We start from the raw sequence: 17,399 nt of genomic DNA, 5'->3' as shown, positions 1-17,399 counted from the left end.
ACTAATCCACCGCCTGTATCTGGAAATGCGGATGGCCGGCGGGGGTGGAGTTGTGTTCCCACTCGTGTACCGGTTCAGGCGCCATCGGGCCTTCGGTGCGCGGACCGGTAATTCCTGTCCATACCGCTTTCCACGGGTTGCTAATCGCGTCTTCCACCGCCGTTGCTTCAAAGCCGCAATGCGCCATGCAGTTCGCGCATTTGGGGTTTTTGGTGTTGCCGTATTTTTCCCAGTGAGTTTCTTCGAGCAGCGCCTTGAACGAAGCAGCGTTCCCTTCGTCGGCCAGCAGGTAACAAGGTTTTTGCCAGCCGAAAACATTGCGCGTGGGATTTCCCCATGGCGTGCAATGGTAATCCTGATTGCCGGCCAGGTAGTCGAGATAAAGACTGGAATGATTCAGATTCCATTTACGCTTTTTACCGATCTGGAAAACCTTGCGGAACAGCTCTCTGCCTTCGCGCAACTTGATGAAAACATCCTGGGCCGGCGCATGCTCGTAACTGAAACCGGGCGCGATGGTCACCGCCTCGACACCCAGCGACTTGGTAAAGTCGAGAAACTCAGCAACTTCCTCGGGCGTTTCGCCCTGAAACAGAGTACAGTTCACCGTGACGCGGAAACCGCGCTCCAATGCCATCTTGATCACTTCGATCGCTTTGTCAAATACACCTTCCTGGCAAACGGAAGCGTCATGACGCTCGCGCGTGCCGTCCAGATGTATCGAAAAGTTAAAATAGGGGGAAGGCTTGTAATCATCCATGCGCTTTTTCAGCAACAGCGCGTTGGTACACAGATAGACATATTTTTTGCGCGCGATCATGCCCTCAACCACTTGCGGCAGCTCCTTGTGCAGCAGCGGCTCGCCGCCTGCTATCGAAACTATCGGCGCGCCGCACTCGTCCACTGCGGCAAGACACTCTTCCACGCTGAGCCGCTTGTTCAGTATATCGTCCGGATAATCGATTTTGCCGCAGCCCGCGCAGGCCAGATTGCAACGGAACAACGGTTCCAGCATGAGCACTAACGGGTAGCGTTTGACGCCTTTGATTTTTTGCTTGAACAGGTAGGATGCTACGCTGATTTGTTGACGTAAAGGGACACTCATTCTGTATTATCTCCTGGTTTAATCTCCGGCGACGCGGGCATCGCTCTATGGCGGAACATCGGATATATTCGGCAAGTGTTGCGAATAGTACCCTATTCCCGAGTAAAATACTTTGGAATACGCAAGAGCAATACTCGATTATAAGGTATTCCGAAACGCTTCGCGCTATTGTCACACAAGAAAAGCGATTTCAGTTGTATTTTGGCAACGTTTTTGCCATAAATGCAACAACGACTTGACGCAAAATATTAAAAGTATAAAATTTTAACGACTATCGACTCCGGATTTGGGGTATCAAGTACTCTCCATATGGCGGCACAGGCATGTTGAAGAGTCAGACTCTGAACTCCGTTCCCTACGGGTGAAGGCAAGGATGGGGGCAAAACCAGCAGGAAGCGTGCGATAATGCCGAAGAAAACCAACAACATTCACCCCATCGTCCTAACCCTTGCGCACAAGGCGGGGTAGTGTGTGTATACCCATGCTGCAGGAGAAAAGTTGGACTTAAAACAACAGGTTGATGCAGATATGAGCAAAAATCGCAGTGGTGTATTGATACCCTGTCAGAATGAGTTGGGCGACGATGCACTGCAGTCATGGCTGCTTGAGGGCGTTTCGCGCACGTTTGCGCTGACAATTCCGCGGCTGCCGGAAGGTTTGGCGAAGCCGGTATCCAACGCGTATCTTCTATGCCGTATCGTCGATACCATAGAGGATGAAGTTTCGCTGGATAACCTGCAGAAACGGCGGTTTTGTCAGCAGTTCACGCGTGTCGTTGCCGGCGACGACGATCCCGCCGCGCTCGCCTCCGAGCTTGCGCCGCTGCTGTCCGCGCAAACCATTTCTGCGGAGCATGAGCTGATCCGCCTGATTCCGCGCGTGATCGCGATTACCCATGGCTTCGATGCGCCGCAACGCGAAGCACTGAGCGAATGCGTACGCATCATGGGCACCGGGATGGCCGAATTTCAGGACCGCGACCTGCGTTACGGCGTTGAAACCCTGGCGGAAATGAACCGCTACTGCTACTTCGTCGCCGGCGTGGTCGGCGAAATGCTGACGCGATTGTTTTGCCACTATTCGCCGGAAATCGCGGCGCACCGCGAACGCATGATGGAACTGGCCGTTTCTTTCGGTCAGGGCCTGCAGATGACCAATATACTCAAGGATCTTTGGGACGATCACGCCAGAGGCGTATGCTGGCTGCCGCGCGAGATTTTCGACGCTGCCGGATTCGACCTGAAGCATTTGAAACCGCATCACAACAATCCCCGATTCCGTGAAGGATTCGTGCAACTGATCGGCATAGCCCATGCGCATTTACGCAATGCGCTCGAATATACGTTGTTGATACCCGTCCATGAGTCCGGAATGCGCGAGTTTTGCCTGTGGGCGCTGGGCATGGCTGTACTCACGCTGCGCAAGGTAAACGGAAATCTCGATTTCAGCGAGTCTTCCCAGGTGAAAATTACCCGCGCCAGCGTTAAGGCGACGATACTGACCACTCGCGTTACGCGCTCCAGCGATACGCTGTTAAAACTGGCTTTTACTTTGGCCGGCGCAAGGCTACCCATGGCTTCCACCGAAACCGCGCGCGTTGGCAGCCAACAGGTATGAGCCACCGCAGGAAGGACAAACCCAAGGATTTCAAGTGAAGAACACTCCCAACATGTTAAAACAAGCGACGACTACCCGATTTGATGCCGCCCTGCTGGGTTCGTTAAAAGACTCTCCTCTGGACGAAGCCATCGCGCGCGCCAGAGAAAAGCTGCTCGGCCTGCAACACGCCGAAGGCTATTGGGTATTCGAGCTGGAAGCGGATTGCACCATACCGTCCGAATACATCCTGATGATGCACTACATGGATGAAATCGACGCCGGATTGCAGGCGAAAATAGCCAATTTTTTGCGTGGACGCCAAAGCGCCGACGGCAGCTACCCGTTATTCCAGGGCGGTCAGGGCGAAATCAGCTGCACGGTCAAGGTTTACTATGCACTGAAGCTGGCGGGCGATTCAATCGACGCGCCGCACATGAAGCGCATGCGCGAATGGATACTCGCGCAAGGCGGCGCAGCCCGCTCCAACGTATTCACACGCATCATGCTGGCGATGTTCGAGCAGATTCCGTGGCGCGGCGTGCCGTTTATCCCGGTTGAAATCATGCTGCTGCCGAAATGGTTCCCGTTTCATCTGGACAAAATCTCCTACTGGTCGCGCACGGTGATGGTGCCGCTGCTGATTCTGTGCACTTATCGCGTCAAGGCGCGCAATCCGGGAAAAGTGGATGTGCGCGAATTGTTCGTGACTGCGCCGGAGAAGGAAAAAAATTACTTCTCGCACGTCAAAACCCCATTGGGCAAGATGGTTCTGGCTCTGGAGCGCACCGGACGCATGCTGGAACCGCTGATTCCCTCATCCATGCGCAAAAAAGCCACGCAGCGCGCACACGAGTGGTTCACCGAGCGTCTCAATGGCTACGACGGGCTGGGAGCCATCTTTCCGGCAATGGTCAATGCCTATGAAGCCATGGATTACCTCGGCATTCCTCCGGATAACGAGCAGCGCCGCGTTGCACTGGAATCGATCAAGCGTTTGCTGGTAATCAACGAGGACAGCGCCTACTGTCAGCCCTGCGTATCGCCGATCTGGGATACCGGGCTGGTTTCGCTGGCGTTGCAGGAAGTCGACCGCTACGAAGACGATCCCGCTCTCCGCGAACAGATACGTCATGGGCTGCGCTGGCTGGCAAGCAAGCAACTGCATGACGAGCCGGGCGACTGGCAGGTGAAGCGTCCCGGCCTGTCCGGCGGCGGCTGGGCCTTCCAGTTCGGCAACAGCTATTACCCGGATGTCGACGATTCCGCCGTGGTCGCGCATGCGCTGATTCAGTCCGGCGAACAGGAGTTTGACGAGAATGTCGATCGCGCCGGCGCCTGGATAGGCGGCATGCAGTCCGGCAATGGCGGCTACGGCGCATTCGATGTCGACAATACCCATTATTATCTGAACTACATCCCGTTCGCCGATCACGGCGCGTTGCTCGACCCGCCGACAGCCGATGTCAGCGGACGGTGCGCGATGTTCCTCGGCAAGCTGGCGAAACAAAAACCGGAGTTCAGACCGGTGCTGGATCGCTGCATAGATTACCTCAGAGCCGAGCAGGAAGCCGACGGCTCCTGGTTCGGGCGCTGGGGCACCAATTACATCTACGGCGTCTGGTCGGTATTGCTCGCTTACGAAACCGCCGGCGTTTCGACCGACGATCCCAGCACCCGGCGCGCCGTCGCCTGGTTGAAGAGCAAACAGCGTTCGGACGGCGGCTGGGGAGAAGGCAACGAGAGTTATCACGACGACGCAACGCGCGGCGACTTTCATACCAGCACCGCATTCCAGACCGGTCTGGCGCTGATTGCGCTGCTCGCCGCAGGAGAAGCCGAGTCTCCCGAGGTAAAAGCCGGCGTCGATTACCTGATAAAACATCAGCAGGCAGACGGTTTCTGGAAAGATCAATGCTTTACCGCGCCCGGCTTTCCGAAGGTGTTTTATTTGAAGTACCACGGATACGATAAATTCTTCCCGTTGTGGGCGCTGGCGCGTTACCGCAACGATATTTGTTCGGTGGCGTGAACAAAGCCGGATTTCTTGTTGCGCTCAAAGCCGAGTGCGGCAGTCTGACAAAAACGCGCGTGCGCATCGGAGAATGCATCCGACTGGAGGACGGCAGTCTGATGGCGTTTTCGGGCGTAGGACCGGAGGCCGCAGAACGAGCCGCCCGGCGCCTGCTGGCCGAAGGGGCGGGTTTCCTGGTAAGCTGGGGCTGCGCTGCCGCGCTTGACAGCGCTCTTATGCCGGGCGCTCTGGTGCTGGCCAGCCATGTGATCGAGTATAACGGCTCGGTGCGACCCACCGATGATGAATTAAGAAACCGGCTCGCCGGAAAGCTGAGCGCAAGCCGTTTAAATATCCATCAGGCCGCGCTGGTGGAGAGCAGGCAAATCGTGGCGACACCGCAAGCGAAAGCCGGGTTGCTGCAACGTTACGGCGCACTGGCTGTCGACATGGAAAGCGGCGCGGTAGCCCGATGCGCAGCCAGAAACCAGGTGCCGTTTCTGGCGGTGCGCGCAATCGCCGATACCGCGGCGATGACCGTGCCTGCATCGGTGCTTGCCGCAAGCGGTGAAAACGGAAACATTCACCTGCCGCTCCTGTTGCGCCATGTTCTGCTGAAACCGGCGGAAATCGCGGCGCTGATCAGGCTCGGACGGCATTTTTCGGCGGCGGCGAGAACATTGCGCGCAGTTCGTATTTACATGAACGCTTGAGTTTAGGCAAGACTGTTGTATCCTGCTCTTTTTTCTCCATTCCGACATCATGCGCAAATCCCGCTTTAACCTGCTTGTGCAAGCCATACACTGGTGGGAAAAGGAAGTCCTGTACCATCCCTGGCTGATTGTGGTGATCGCGCTGGTTGCATGCGCCGCTATCGGCAAATATACGGCGGACAACCTGACCGTGGATACCAACACCGCGGACATGTTTTCTCCCGATTTGCCGTTCCAGAAGAACAATCATCGCCTGGAGCACGCGTTTCCGCAGGATCTGGGTACGGCGCTGCTGCTGATCGAAGGCAGAACCCCCGAAGAAACCAACGCAGCGGTCGAGGCTCTGGCGGCAGGCTTGCGCGCCAAACCCGAAGCTATCGAATCGGTCTATATCCCCGATGAAGGGGCGTTTTTTACGCGCAACGGCATGCTGTACCTCGATACCGGCGAGTTGCGCCGGGTGTCGATCAAGCTGGCCGATGCGCAGCCGTTTATCGGACGGCTGGCGCGCGACGACAGCCTGCGAGGCTTGTTCGGCGTGCTGGGGCAAGCCCTCGACAAGGACGGCGATACCGCGGAAATGGACATTAACCCGCTGCTCGATAACATACGTGAAGGAATACAGGCGCGTCTGGATGGCTCGCGCTACCAGTTATCCTGGCAACAGCTGATGCTGGATCAGAAAAACGGCTTAGGGATTACCAAACGCTTTCTGCTGGTAAAGCCTATCCTGCACAAACAGGAATTTCTGCCTGCCGAACAGGCCGTTAACGCGATCAATGCGGTAAAAGCACAGGTTTTGCAAGGCGATCTGGCCGATGTCAGGATGCTGTTGACCGGCGAAGTGGTACTCGAATACGAAGAACTGCTGACCCTGAGCCAGAGCACCGCGACCGCCGGCATCGTTTCGTTGCTGATGGTTTGCACCACGTTGTGGTTTGCCTACCGTTCCTTCAAGCTGATGTTCGCGACGTTTCTGACGCTGACGGTCGGCCTGGTTTATTCGCTGGGTTTCGCGACAGTGGCAATCGGACACCTTAACCTGATTTCCATGGCCTTCGCCGTCTTGTTCATCGGCATGGGCGACGCCTACTCCTCGCATTTCTGTCTGCGCTATCGCGAATTGATACTTTACGGCGAAAACCAGCGCGACGCGTTGCTGCATACCTTGACCTCGACCGGATCGTCGCTGATATTATGCACGATCACCGCGTCGATCGGTCTGTACGCCTTTATTCCGACCAGCTATGTCGGCGTTTCCGAACTCGGCGTCATCGCCGGCACCAGCATGTTTATCGCGCTGCTGACCACCTTTACCCTGTTGCCGGCGCTGATAAAACTGATGCCGATAGATCAAAAGCCGAAGAAGCGCGCGCGCAAAAGCTTTTTTGGCACCAACTGGCCGCTGACTTACGCGCGTCAAATCCGCTATATCACCGGCTTCATGACGCTGGGCGCGTTGATCCTGATGACGCGGGTTGAAGTCGACTTTAACCCGATCAACCTGCGCGATCCCACTACCGAATCGGTGCAGACCTTCAAATATCTGCTTAAATCCAGGGATACCTCGCCGATGACGCTGACGGCGCTGGCCGGCAGCGAGCAGGAAGCGCGCGAAAAAAGCCGCCGCTTTGCGCAACTGGAAACCGTGGACCGAGTACAAACCCTGATGGATTTCATACCCGGCAATCAGCAGGAAAAGCTGGACTTGATGGAAGAAATGAATCTGCTGCTCGGTTCCAGTTTGAGCAACTTTGCCCCACTCAACCCGCAAGGAGCCGGTTTCGATACCCTGCAGAATTTCCAGCGAGCGCTTGTTGCGCGTCCGGCAAAACAACAGGCGGACGCCGCCCACATACAGCCGCTCAACGAAACGCTGACGGCCTATATCGGAAAACTGGATCAGCTCGCGCCGGAAGCGAGACGGATCGAACTGGAACAATTACAGCAAAGCATACTGGGCAAGCTGCCTGCGACCATCAACAATCTTGCGCTCAGCCTGAACGCGGAGACCGTCAATCCGGATAGCCTGCCCAGAGAATTGATGCAACGCTGGTTGAGTCCGGCAGGTTTATACCGCATCCAGCTATTCCCGAAAAAGGATATGAACGACCTGGACAGCATGCGCGAGTTCATCCGGGACGCGCAGCAAATCGATCCCGATGTGACCGATCTGCCGGTAACCTACCTGGAATCGATGACGACCGTCGTCGATGCATTTGTACAGGCGTTTGAAATCGCGCTGGTCGCCATCACGCTGCTGTTGCTGGTTATATTGCGCAACATCAAGGATACTTTGCTTGTATTGCTGCCATTATTGCTGGCGGCTCTGTTTACCGCGGCCTGCACGGTGATATTCAACGTGCCGTTCAATTTCGCCAATATCATCGCATTGCCGCTGCTGTTCGGCCTCGGCGTCGACAGCGGCATCCACATGGCGCATCGCCTGCATTATTTGCGCACGCAGGAAGAAAACCTGCTCGACACCAGCGAGGCGCGCGGCGTTTTCTACGGCGCGCTGACCACCATATGGAGCTTCAGCAGCCTTGCCTTCACGCCGCACCGCGGCACGGCGTCGATGGGCATACTGTTGGCGCTGGGCCTGTTGTGGACGCTGATATGCGCGCTGGTGGTGCTGCCGGCGTTCAGCGAATGGCATATCAAACGCAAGCAGGGCGCCGCAACAAACTGAGATCGAAAAGGAATCGTCATGACACTATCCATCGCACAAATCATCAAGGATCGAGCAGGTGAAAACTTCGATCTGCACGACAAACATCTCAATACCCAGATGGTTAAAGTGCTGAAAACCATAGGCTACGACCGCGTTTACACGCGCGCAAACGGGCCGTACCTGTACGACGAGCAGAATAACGAATATCTCGACCTGTTGAGCGGATTCGGCGTGTTCGCGCTGGGGCGCAACCATCCTGTGGTCGTGCAGGCGTTAAAGGATGTGCTTGACGCCGGTTTGCCCGACATGGTGCAAATGGATGTTTCTCTGCTGAGCGGCCTGCTGTCCGAGAAAATCCTGAGCCTGTGTCCACCCGCACTGACGCGCATGTTTTATTGCAACTCCGGCGCCGAAGCAGTCGAAGCGGCGATCAAATTCAGCCGCTTTAGCACGCGCCGGGAAAAAATCATCTACTGCGATCATGCTTTTCACGGCCTGACGCTGGGCGCGTTGTCGCTGAACGGCGAAGAAGTGTTCAAGGAAGGCTTCGGGCCGTTGCTTCCGGCTTGCGCCTCCGTGCCGTTCAACGATCTGGCCGCGCTGGAACAGGCGTTGAGCGGGCGCGATGTGGCCGCATTTATCTTTGAGCCCATTCAAGGCAAGGGCGTCAACCTTCCTGACGACAACTATTGGCAGGAAGCGGCGCGTTTATGCAAAAAATACGGGACGCTGTTCGTAGCCGATGAAATACAGACCGGCATCGGCCGTACCGGAAAATTCTGGGCCATAGAGCACTGGAACCTGGAGCCTGACATGATACTGATGGCCAAGGCGCTGTCGGGCGGGTTCATACCGGTCGGCGCGGTGGCGATGACGCAGCATATCATGGACGCGGTGTTCAACCGCATGGACAGAGCCGTGGTTCACGGTTCCACATTCTCCAAGAACAACATGGCGATGGCGGCCGGACTGGCGACCATCAACGTCATTGAAGAAGAAAAGCTGGTCGAGAATGCCGCCAGAATCGGAACGGAAATCATTAACGACTTGCAGGCGCTGATACCCAGGTACGACTTTCTGAAGGAAGTCCGCGGTAAGGGGTTGATGATCGCCGTGGAATTCGGCGCGCCGGACAGCCTGTTGCGTAAACCGGCCTGGCTGACTCTGGAAGCGGCCAACAAGGGATTATTCAGCCAAACCGTTACTATTCCGCTGTTTAAAAATCACCGGATACTCAGTCAGGTTGCCGGACATGGCATGAACGTCGTCAAGTTCCTGCCTCCCCTGGTTGTCAACGATAAGGATAAAGACTGGATTTTGAGCGCGATGGATACTGTGATCGGCGATACGCAGAAAGTCGGCGGGGCCATTTGGGAGCTGGGTAAAAATCTCGCCGGCCATGCGCTTAAGGCAAAAGCGGGCTCCAACTGATTAATAATAAATCAAGCCACATGGCTGCAAACAGCAATGACGAGGAAAAAGCAATGAACTCAATGCGACTACCGATGATAATGACCCGGGCATTCAGCTCGGCCGCTTTATGCGCGGTTTTAACTTTGGCCGCCGCGCTGCCGGAACAGGCTCAGGCGCATGCCGTCGTCACCGAGTCATCGTTGCGCACCACGCCGATACCGGTCGGCAAGGCGACTGAAGTCATACTGTATTTCAACTCCGGAATCGAACTGGCCTTATCCCGCGTATACCTGGTCAGCGCCGGCGATGTTTATCAGCCGGTTGAGATCAATAACGGCAAGAAACCGGGCGAGATGCTGATACACCTGCCGGCGCTGGCCGAAGGCGATTATGCAATCAAATACAAGGTCTTCGCGGCCGACGGCCATTTGACTGAAGATGTCCTTCGTTTCCACGTAGCGCCAAAACGGTAGCACGCCATGTACATGCAGGGCCTTGCCAATTTTATCGACGACTTCCTGGGCGGTTTGATGCTCATCAGCTACGCGCTGGTGGTCGGCAGCGTGCTATGGAGTTTTTTTATTCTTCGCGTGTTTTCTCCCGGCAGCGCTTCCGACAGCGTGGTGCTCAGCAGCGTTCGTCTGCTTAATTTCGGTTCGAAATCGCTGGCGATCACCGTCGGCATCAAGCTGCTGATCAAAGGCCTGGTGCTGTGGTCCACCCTGGGCGAGCTGCCATGGCTGGCTTATGCCAATACAGTGCAGTTCAAAGCCGGACTGCTGCGTTTCGTGTTGGCGCTGGCGCTGCTGCAGGCAGGCAAACAGTTGCAGACGGCCCCCGCTTCGCAGTCATTGTGGCGCGTTACGGGATGGCTGGCCCTGCCGCTGGTAATCAGCGGCGCCTGGCTGGTGCATGCGGTCGGACGTTTCGAAGACCGTGAAATGCTGATGATAATTACAGTCGCACACCAGCTGGCGGCGGCGATATGGTTCGGTTGCGTGGCGCAGCTCCTCATATTATGGCGCACCAGCCGCCAGGATGCCGGAGCGAGAGGCCTATGGCCGCTGGCAATCAGCCGCTTTGCCAATCTGGGCATCTTTTCCGTAATATTGCTGCTGATAACCGGGCTGCCGCTGGCCTGGACCTATATCGGCAGCTGGAACGGTTTATTCGGAACGGGATACGGCGGCCTGGTGGTAACCAAGGCGAGTCTGCTTGTCGTCGCGCTGGGTTTCGCCTGGCTGAATAACCGCGCCGGCAGACGCTGGCGGGAAAATGCGCGCAACGATAGCCTCAATACGCGCGTTCCTTATTACATAGAGGCGGAAACTTTCATACTGGTCGGCATATTATTTATCGCCGCGACGCTTTCTTCGCAGCCACCGTCCATCGATATCCCCGATCGCACCGCCACGGTCGAGGAAGTGGTGCAGATGTTCATGCCGCGCCTGCCCAAGATACACTCGCCGTCGCATGAGGCTTTGATGGCGGCGGAGCCGGGCCGCGTCGCGGTCGTCAACAAGGTGCCTTCGGTCGCGGGCGCCGAATGGTCGGATTACAACCACAATATTGCCGGCATCTTCCTGACAGTAATGAGCCTGACTGCAATGCTGTCCTATGTGCGCCGTTTCAGCTGGGCAAATTACTGGCCGGTCGGCTTCATCGGTCTGGGCATTTTCCTGTTTTTCCGCAGCGACGCCGAAACCTGGCCATTGGGTCCGATCGGCTTTTGGGAAAGCACCTTCGGTAACGGCGAAGTATTTCAGCACCGAATCGCAACCATACTGTTGTTTGTGCTCGGAAGCATAGAAATGCAGGCGCGCACCAGCGATCATACGCGCAAACTGCAGTACATTTTCCCGCTGCTGTGCGCATTCGGCGGCATCCTGTTGCTGACGCATGCGCACGCGCAGTTCGAGCTGAAAAGCGAATTTCTGATACAGTCCACCCATACCAGCATGGGACTGCTGGCGGTCATCATGGCCAGCGGTCGCTGGCTCGAACTTCGACTTGCCGGCGTTTCCGCCGATACCCAGCCTTCGCAGGCCTCGACTCTGGAAGGACGTATCGCCGGTTTTATCGCGATGGCCGCCATGCTGCTGATAGGCTGTTTTCTGATGTTCTATCGAGAGCCGTTATATTAAGCGGAGCTTCCTTTCCTGTCCGCAATGCTGTTAGCATGCAAATCGCGTAGCGAACGCCAACCCGCCTCTCCCACCGGGGCGAAGGCGGGGGAACCTGCGGAGCATGCTACGGCAATGCGGGTTGGATGAGCTTTTCATCTAAACCGCGGTATCATCGGCTAGGATAGAGATGCGCTCTCGCCTTGAAACGCAATCTACAGACAGGTAACGGAGACTACGACGTGCTAAAAAATAAAGTGGCCTTAATAACCGGCTCCACCAGCGGCATCGGTTTGGGGATTGCGCAAGGACTGGCTGAAGCTGGAGCAGACATCGTGATAAATGGGCTGGGCGATGCGGATGAAATCGAAAAAACCCGCGCTGGACTAGCGTCCTCGACCGGCGCGCGTGTGATATATAACGGCGCGGACATGAGCCGGCCCGAACAGATCGCCGCGATGCTGGAAGAAGCCAAACAGCGCTTCGGCAGCGTGGATATTATTGTCAACAACGCGGGTATTCAGAAAGTTGCGCCGATAGAGGCGTTTCCTATCGATAAATGGGACGCCATACTCGCAATCAATCTGTCGTCCGCGTTTCATACGATCCGCACCGCTGTGCCGTGGATGAAAGCCAATCGCTGGGGGCGGATCATCAATATCGGTTCCGCGCACTCGCTGATAGCTTCGCCGTTCAAATCAGCCTATGTAGTGGCCAAGCATGGATTGCTGGGCTTGACGAAAACCGTCGCGCTGGAACTTGCCGAGTCCGGCATCACCAGCAACGCGATTTGTCCGGGTTATGTGTTGACGCCGCTGGTGGAAGGGCAGATCAAGGACACCGCCAAAGCGCGCAACATGACCGAAGAACAGGTTATCCGCGACGTGTTGTTAGCCGCGCAGCCGACCAGGCAATTCGTCACCGTCGAACAGATCGCCGCATTGGCTGTATTCCTGTGCAGCGATTCAGCCGCGCAGATAACCGGCGCGGCGGTACCCGTTGATGGCGGCTGGACGGCGCATTAACCAACAAAGGACGCAAGCAGTCATGAAAATAGCGGAAATCCTGAAACAACCTTCGATGCCGATTGCAAGCCCCAGCTATCCACACGGCCCGTATCGATTCGTCAACCGGGAATATTTGATCATCACTTACGAATCCGATCCGGAAGCTATCCGCGAAGCGGTGCCGGAACCGCTGGAGCCCGATGGCAGCAACACCGTATGCTACGAATTCATCCGCATGCCGGACAGTTCCGGCTTCGGCGATTACACCGAATCGGGCGTGGTCATACCCTGCGCCTATCGCGGCGAAGCCGTCAACTTCACAGCGCAGATGTATCTCGATTGCGATCCGCCGCTGGCCGGGGGACGCGAGATTTGGGGCTTTCCGAAAAAATACGCCAACCCGGCATTGCATGTGGCCGGTGATACGCTGACCGGCACGCTCGATTATGCCGGTCAACGGGTCGCGCTCGGCACCATGGGCTACAAGCATGAAAACCTGATCGAACCTGGCGGCAGGGATGCCGTTGCGATAGCTGAAAAGTTGAGCAAGTCACAGGTCAATCTTAAGCTGGTTCCCGATGTCGACGGAACGCTGGCGATCGCACAGCTGGTTGTTTATAAGCTTTTCAGCATCGAAATCAAAGGCGCTTGGCGCGGTCCGGCACGACTGCATTTGGTGCCGCACGTCAACGCGCCGGTTGCGGATCTACCGGTAAGGAAAGTGATCAACGGTACTCATTATATTGCCGACCTGACGCTACCTTATGGCAGCGTGCTTTATGACTATCTTGCCCGAAACCGCAGTAGCGGCACCTTGGCTTAGTGTTGTACTGGCTTTTAAGCACGTCATGACTAAATTTAGTTCGTAACTATCCAGTTGATTAAAGCCTTTGAGCTGTTGGAATCATTGGTGCTTTTCCCTCCGCATCTTGTCGGGCTTGAGGATACGGGCTTGAAGCTGCATTTTGCGGTCGGATAATAATCGGATATTTATATGAGATTTGATAGTTTGAATAAGCTGGCTTGCAACTGGCCCATGGTTTTTTTACAACAGCAATTCATTCGCGTCCCGGGTATCACAGGGGCAGCGTAAACCCATCGCCGTTACGGCGTTGGCGGCTTCCCCATACGTGTTCTGATCTGCACCGCCGTCAATATGCCGCGCAGGATATTTATATCGGTTTTTTCCAGCGCGGCGCGATTGAAAATGCGCCGTAAGCGCCGGGTGAGAGCCGGCGAAGTTTTACGTTCATGTAAAAAACCGATGTCGAACAGGGTTTGAATCAAATGGCCGTGGAAGGATTCCATTTCCTCGCCGGTTGCAGGTTCGATGTCGCTTTCCAATGTTTGAAGCGGCGCGCCCAGGCTGGTCTGAAACAGCTCATAACTGACAACCTGCAGCGCAGCGGCGACATTCAAGGAGCTGAAATCCGGATTACAGGGTATGTTTAGCAGATAATGGCAGCGTTCCAGTTCTTCATTGGTAAGACCGGCGTGTTCTCTCCCGAATACGATGGCGCTTTTAAGAGCGCTTCCCCCTTCCGCGATCGAAGCAGCACATTCGCGCGGGGTCAATTGCGGCCAGCGTATGGTACGCAGGCGAGCACTGGCCCCGATGACGCGATGCCTGTCCTGAATGGCATCGTCCAGAGTGTTGAAAACCCTTGCGGCTTTCAGGATGTCGTCAGCGCCCGCCGCGCGCGCGTCGGCTTCTTCATGGGGAAACAGCTTCGGCGTAACCAGAGCGAGATCGTGCAATCCCATGTTTTTCATTGCCCGCGCCGCTGCGCCGATATTTCCAGGGTGACTGGTCGCCACCATGACGATACGAATGTTTCCCAGCAAGAAGCTTCTCTCTTTGATCGCGTAAAAAAGCGACGATATTAGCAGAAATTTGCTAATCTAGGCCGACTTCAGTTTAATCACTAGCAACAGGTGTTGATAATGGATCCAATGCTTAACATGGCGGTGCGAGCGGCGCGCGCAGCAGGCGACTTAATTATGCGTTATCTGGATCGCGTGGATACGCTCCACATAACGGCCAAGAGCCGTAACGATTTTGTCAGCGAAGTCGATAAACAGGCCGAACAGGAAATAGTCAACATATTGCATAAAGCTTATCCGCAACACGGTTTTCTCGGAGAAGAAGGTGGCCGTCAGGGCTTTGGCAAGAGTGAATATACCTGGGTGATCGACCCGCTTGACGGCACAACAAATTTCCTGCACGGATTTCCCGCATTTTGCGTTTCCATAGCGCTGCTACACCGGGACAGGATCGAGTGCGGCGTCATTTACGACCCATTACGCCAGGAATTGTTTACCGCCAAGCGCGGCGGCGGCGCGATGCTGGATAATCGCCGTTTACGCGTGACCAAACAATTGGTTTTCGAAGGCGCTTTGCTGGGAACGGGATTTCCATTCAAGGAACAAAGCAATAACGATGCCTACTTTGGCATGTTCCGTGATTTGATGAAAGACGCCGCCGGCGTTCGCCGCGCCGGTTCCGCCGCCCTGGATCTGGCATACGTCGCCTGCGGACGGCTTGATGGCTTCTGGGAAATCGGCTTGATGCCCTGGGATATTGCTGCCGGGATCCTGTTGATACAGGAAGCTGGCGGTATCGTTACCGATTTTGAGGAAGGCGACAAACTCTTTGAAACAGGAAATATTCTGGGCGCAAACCCGAAACTGCATGCGCTGATGTATGAGACGATAGCGCCGCATGTAACGGATTCGTTGCGATTCAACGGTTAGACACCGGTGCGACAAATTGTCCCATTGTTTGTTGTTTTAAAAAACATTACTCTTTTAAGGCACATTTGTAAAATATTGTTTAATAATAGTTCCTTTGGAGTTAATAATGTTATTGTTTGCACTGTTAGTTTTTACCCTGGTTGCAATTATGGGCCTGTTTTTGGCCGTCGACCACTTTAAGGGACGTCCATCGGATCGTCAGTTCGCTGTCGCTCATGCCATACTGGCGGTGATCGGCTCAGCGCTGGTCATTCTGGACGCGCTGCAAGGGGATACTCGCGTGTTTATCAATATCGGCCTGGCGGTCGTTATTATCGCTCTGGGTTTGGTGCTTTCGATACGCAAGCATAAAACCGGCGTAGCGCCGAAAGGTATCGTGTTTGCCCACGCTGCGCTTGCTGTCGTGTGCTATCTGATTCTGGGCTATTTTGTGGTTGTGCCCAACTGATCCCCGCTACTCGTTAAAAAGCCCCGGACGCCATGGCGCCGGGGCTTTTTTTATGGTTGAACGGCAACGATTCGGATATTATCGCTTACTGTCCGGTCATGACCGGTTTGGATGGATATTCAGGAGATGATGATGATTAAGTTATGCGGTTTTGGCTTAAGCAACTATTACAACAAGATCAAACTGGTGTTGCTGGAAAAACAGATAGCATTCAGCGAGGAGCTGGTATATCCGTCACAGGACGAAGCTCTGCTGGCGCGTTCGCCTTTGGGGAAGGTCCCTTTTATAGAGACCGAACACGGCTGTTTATCGGAATCGCAGGCTATTCTCGAATACCTCGAAGATAGTTATACGGAGCTTCCGCTTTATCCGCGTGATGCGTTCCAACGCGCGAAATGCCGCGAATTGATACAGCATGTTGAACTGAATGTCGAGTTGATCGCGCGCCGTTTATACAAGGCGGCCTTTTTCGGCGGCACCGCATCGGATGAAACCAGGACCGAAGTCAGGGAGAGGTTGGAGCTCAGTTTGAAGGGATTGTCCAAACTGGCGAAATTTTCACCATATATCGGAGGAAACGTCTACACCGCTGCTGATAGTGTCGCCTGGATACATTTCGGCCTGATTTCGATGACGACGCAAAAAATGTATGGCGAGGATTTCATAGCCAAATATTTGCCGGCTACCGCGGATTATATGAGCATGATCGGAAAGCGCCTGCATGTGCAGGCTGTCGCCGCAGATCGCGCCAATGCGATGGCCGAGTTCATGGCCAATAAATAGTACGGTAGCTATTCCGCTCGCGTTGCCTATTTCGTAGGAGCGGGCTTTAGCCCGCGACAAAAGGGCGATCGCGGGCTAAAGTCCTTGCCTACAAAGCGGTTTCAAAAGAGCTTCCATCTGAAGGCTAGCGCTCACGCGCTCGCCTGCGCGCCTTGGTGAGAGCAAGATGTCTATGACGGCAGGGTGTCTTTAGTATCGGCGTTTTGCGCGCAAGTCCTGCAGGTACCGTGAATCTCGATGCTTTTCTGGCGCGCGCTAAAACCCTGCATGCGGATTTCGGCAGCGAGTGCGCCCATGACTTCCGGCGCGGAGCATTCGGTCACTTGTTGACATTCCGTACAAATCAGTAAAAGCTGTTCGTGGGTGCGTCCCGAATCGATGCAGCCTATGAAGGCATTGAGGCTTTCAACGCGATGGATAACCCCCAAATCCAGCAGAAATTCCAGCGCACGGTATACGGTGGGTGGTTTGGCGGACATTTCAAACGGACGGATACGCTCCAGCAAGTCATAGGCTTTCACCGCCTGATGACTTTCCCAAATCAACTCGAAGACCTTGCGACGTATCGGCGTAAGCCTCAAACCTCTTTGCGCGCATAACTGTTCGGCATTGCTCATTGCGCTGTCTATGCAGCGCTTATGGTTATGGGGTGAAATTTTCGAGGTTGTCATGTGGCGGCTATTGCGAATTCTTTGGGGCATTATTAATGCCGTGGTCATAGGCGCATCATATCAAAGGTATTGCTTAGAAACTGACGCTCTCTGTTATT

15 protein-coding genes are annotated in these 17,399 nt (G+C 55.2%); 12 read left to right on the top strand and 3 right to left on the bottom strand.

Translation table 11 applies throughout. From position 1 onward, the window contains the following. Window position 1: 1 nt before the first annotated feature. On the bottom strand, window positions 2-1,105 hold the full coding sequence (hpnH, locus tag F6R98_RS20915) for an adenosyl-hopene transferase HpnH (RefSeq protein WP_153250736.1): 1,104 nt from the start codon (window positions 1,103-1,105) through the stop codon (window positions 2-4). 528 nt (window positions 1,106-1,633) lie between these two features. Here hpnH and F6R98_RS20910 point away from each other — a divergent pair. From F6R98_RS20910 to F6R98_RS20870, 9 genes are all read left to right on the top strand, one after another. Further along, window positions 1,634-2,722 (top strand): phytoene/squalene synthase family protein, encoded by a 1,089-nt coding sequence (locus F6R98_RS20910; RefSeq protein WP_153250735.1) that lies wholly within the window; start codon window positions 1,634-1,636, stop codon window positions 2,720-2,722. A gap of 52 nt (window positions 2,723-2,774) precedes the next feature. Beyond that, window positions 2,775-4,733, top strand: coding sequence for a squalene--hopene cyclase (shc, locus tag F6R98_RS20905; RefSeq protein WP_153251179.1), 1,959 nt, complete (start codon window positions 2,775-2,777; stop codon window positions 4,731-4,733). After that, a complete protein-coding gene (locus F6R98_RS20900) occupies window positions 4,730-5,428 on the top strand; it encodes a phosphorylase family protein (protein ID WP_153250734.1) in 699 nt (232 codons plus the stop codon). Before shc ends, F6R98_RS20900 begins: the two co-directional genes overlap by 4 nt. A gap of 49 nt (window positions 5,429-5,477) precedes the next feature. Continuing rightward, on the top strand, window positions 5,478-8,120 hold the full coding sequence (locus F6R98_RS20895) for an MMPL family transporter (RefSeq protein WP_153250733.1): 2,643 nt from the start codon (window positions 5,478-5,480) through the stop codon (window positions 8,118-8,120). A gap of 18 nt (window positions 8,121-8,138) precedes the next feature. Then, window positions 8,139-9,533, top strand: a complete 1,395-nt coding sequence (locus tag F6R98_RS20890; protein ID WP_153250732.1) for an aspartate aminotransferase family protein — start codon at window positions 8,139-8,141, stop codon at window positions 9,531-9,533. Between the two features lie 53 nt (window positions 9,534-9,586). After that, on the top strand, window positions 9,587-9,988 hold the full coding sequence (locus F6R98_RS20885) for a copper resistance CopC family protein (protein ID WP_228124999.1): 402 nt from the start codon (window positions 9,587-9,589) through the stop codon (window positions 9,986-9,988). A gap of 6 nt (window positions 9,989-9,994) precedes the next feature. Continuing rightward, window positions 9,995-11,659: a copper resistance D family protein gene (locus F6R98_RS20880; protein ID WP_153250731.1), complete on the top strand. Its 1,665-nt coding sequence runs from the start codon at window positions 9,995-9,997 to the stop codon at window positions 11,657-11,659. A gap of 221 nt (window positions 11,660-11,880) precedes the next feature. Then, window positions 11,881-12,663, top strand: coding sequence for a 3-hydroxybutyrate dehydrogenase (locus tag F6R98_RS20875; protein ID WP_153250730.1), 783 nt, complete (start codon window positions 11,881-11,883; stop codon window positions 12,661-12,663). 22 nt (window positions 12,664-12,685) lie between these two features. Next, entirely contained in the window at window positions 12,686-13,468 is a 783-nt protein-coding gene (locus F6R98_RS20870; protein ID WP_153250729.1) for an acetoacetate decarboxylase, read from the top strand. A 281-nt stretch (window positions 13,469-13,749) separates the two neighbouring features. Here F6R98_RS20870 and F6R98_RS20865 read toward each other — a convergent pair whose 3' ends face one another. Next, complete coding sequence (locus F6R98_RS20865; RefSeq protein WP_153250728.1) at window positions 13,750-14,490, bottom strand: RNA methyltransferase; 741 nt, start codon at window positions 14,488-14,490, stop codon at window positions 13,750-13,752. Between the two features lie 99 nt (window positions 14,491-14,589). Here F6R98_RS20865 and F6R98_RS20860 point away from each other — a divergent pair, with 99 nt between their 5' ends. The 3 genes from F6R98_RS20860 (at window position 14,590) to F6R98_RS20850 (ending at window position 16,630) form a co-directional block, all read left to right on the top strand. Next, window positions 14,590-15,399, top strand: a complete 810-nt coding sequence (locus tag F6R98_RS20860) for an inositol monophosphatase family protein (protein WP_153250727.1) — start codon at window positions 14,590-14,592, stop codon at window positions 15,397-15,399. 106 nt (window positions 15,400-15,505) lie between these two features. Continuing rightward, entirely contained in the window at window positions 15,506-15,847 is a 342-nt protein-coding gene (locus tag F6R98_RS20855) for a hypothetical protein (protein ID WP_153250726.1), read from the top strand. A 132-nt stretch (window positions 15,848-15,979) separates the two neighbouring features. Then, complete coding sequence (locus tag F6R98_RS20850) at window positions 15,980-16,630, top strand: glutathione S-transferase family protein (protein WP_153251177.1); 651 nt, start codon at window positions 15,980-15,982, stop codon at window positions 16,628-16,630. 170 nt (window positions 16,631-16,800) lie between these two features. Here the strand turns inward: F6R98_RS20850 and F6R98_RS20845 are convergent, their stop codons facing one another. Further along, the gene (locus tag F6R98_RS20845) at window positions 16,801-17,301 is read right to left on the bottom strand and encodes a transcriptional repressor (protein ID WP_153250725.1); all 501 of its coding nucleotides are present in this window, start codon (window positions 17,299-17,301) and stop codon (window positions 16,801-16,803) included. Between the last annotated feature and the right edge of the window lie 98 nt (window positions 17,302-17,399).

It is taken from the genome of Candidatus Methylospira mobilis (genome assembly GCF_009498235.1).
In the GTDB taxonomy this organism is placed as follows: Bacteria; Pseudomonadota; Gammaproteobacteria; order Methylococcales; family Methylococcaceae; genus Methylospira; species Methylospira mobilis.
Note: the sequence above shows the minus strand (reverse complement) of the source record. Positions and strands in the feature narration are given on the sequence as shown.

Coding starts and splice junctions, on each gene's coding strand:
- hpnH (WP_153250736.1), bottom strand. CDS start 1,105: ATGAGTGTCCCTTTACGTCAACAAATCAGCGTAGCATCCTACCTGTTC.
- F6R98_RS20910 (WP_153250735.1), top strand. CDS start 1,634: ATGAGCAAAAATCGCAGTGGTGTATTGATACCCTGTCAGAATGAGTTG.
- shc (WP_153251179.1), top strand. CDS start 2,775: ATGTTAAAACAAGCGACGACTACCCGATTTGATGCCGCCCTGCTGGGT.
- F6R98_RS20895 (WP_153250733.1), top strand. CDS start 5,478: ATGCGCAAATCCCGCTTTAACCTGCTTGTGCAAGCCATACACTGGTGG.
- F6R98_RS20890 (WP_153250732.1), top strand. CDS start 8,139: ATGACACTATCCATCGCACAAATCATCAAGGATCGAGCAGGTGAAAAC.
- F6R98_RS20885 (WP_228124999.1), top strand. CDS start 9,587: ATGAACTCAATGCGACTACCGATGATAATGACCCGGGCATTCAGCTCG.
- F6R98_RS20880 (WP_153250731.1), top strand. CDS start 9,995: ATGTACATGCAGGGCCTTGCCAATTTTATCGACGACTTCCTGGGCGGT.
- F6R98_RS20870 (WP_153250729.1), top strand. CDS start 12,686: ATGAAAATAGCGGAAATCCTGAAACAACCTTCGATGCCGATTGCAAGC.
- F6R98_RS20860 (WP_153250727.1), top strand. CDS start 14,590: ATGGATCCAATGCTTAACATGGCGGTGCGAGCGGCGCGCGCAGCAGGC.
- F6R98_RS20855 (WP_153250726.1), top strand. CDS start 15,506: ATGTTATTGTTTGCACTGTTAGTTTTTACCCTGGTTGCAATTATGGGC.
- F6R98_RS20850 (WP_153251177.1), top strand. CDS start 15,980: ATGATTAAGTTATGCGGTTTTGGCTTAAGCAACTATTACAACAAGATC.
- F6R98_RS20845 (WP_153250725.1), bottom strand. CDS start 17,301: ATGACAACCTCGAAAATTTCACCCCATAACCATAAGCGCTGCATAGAC.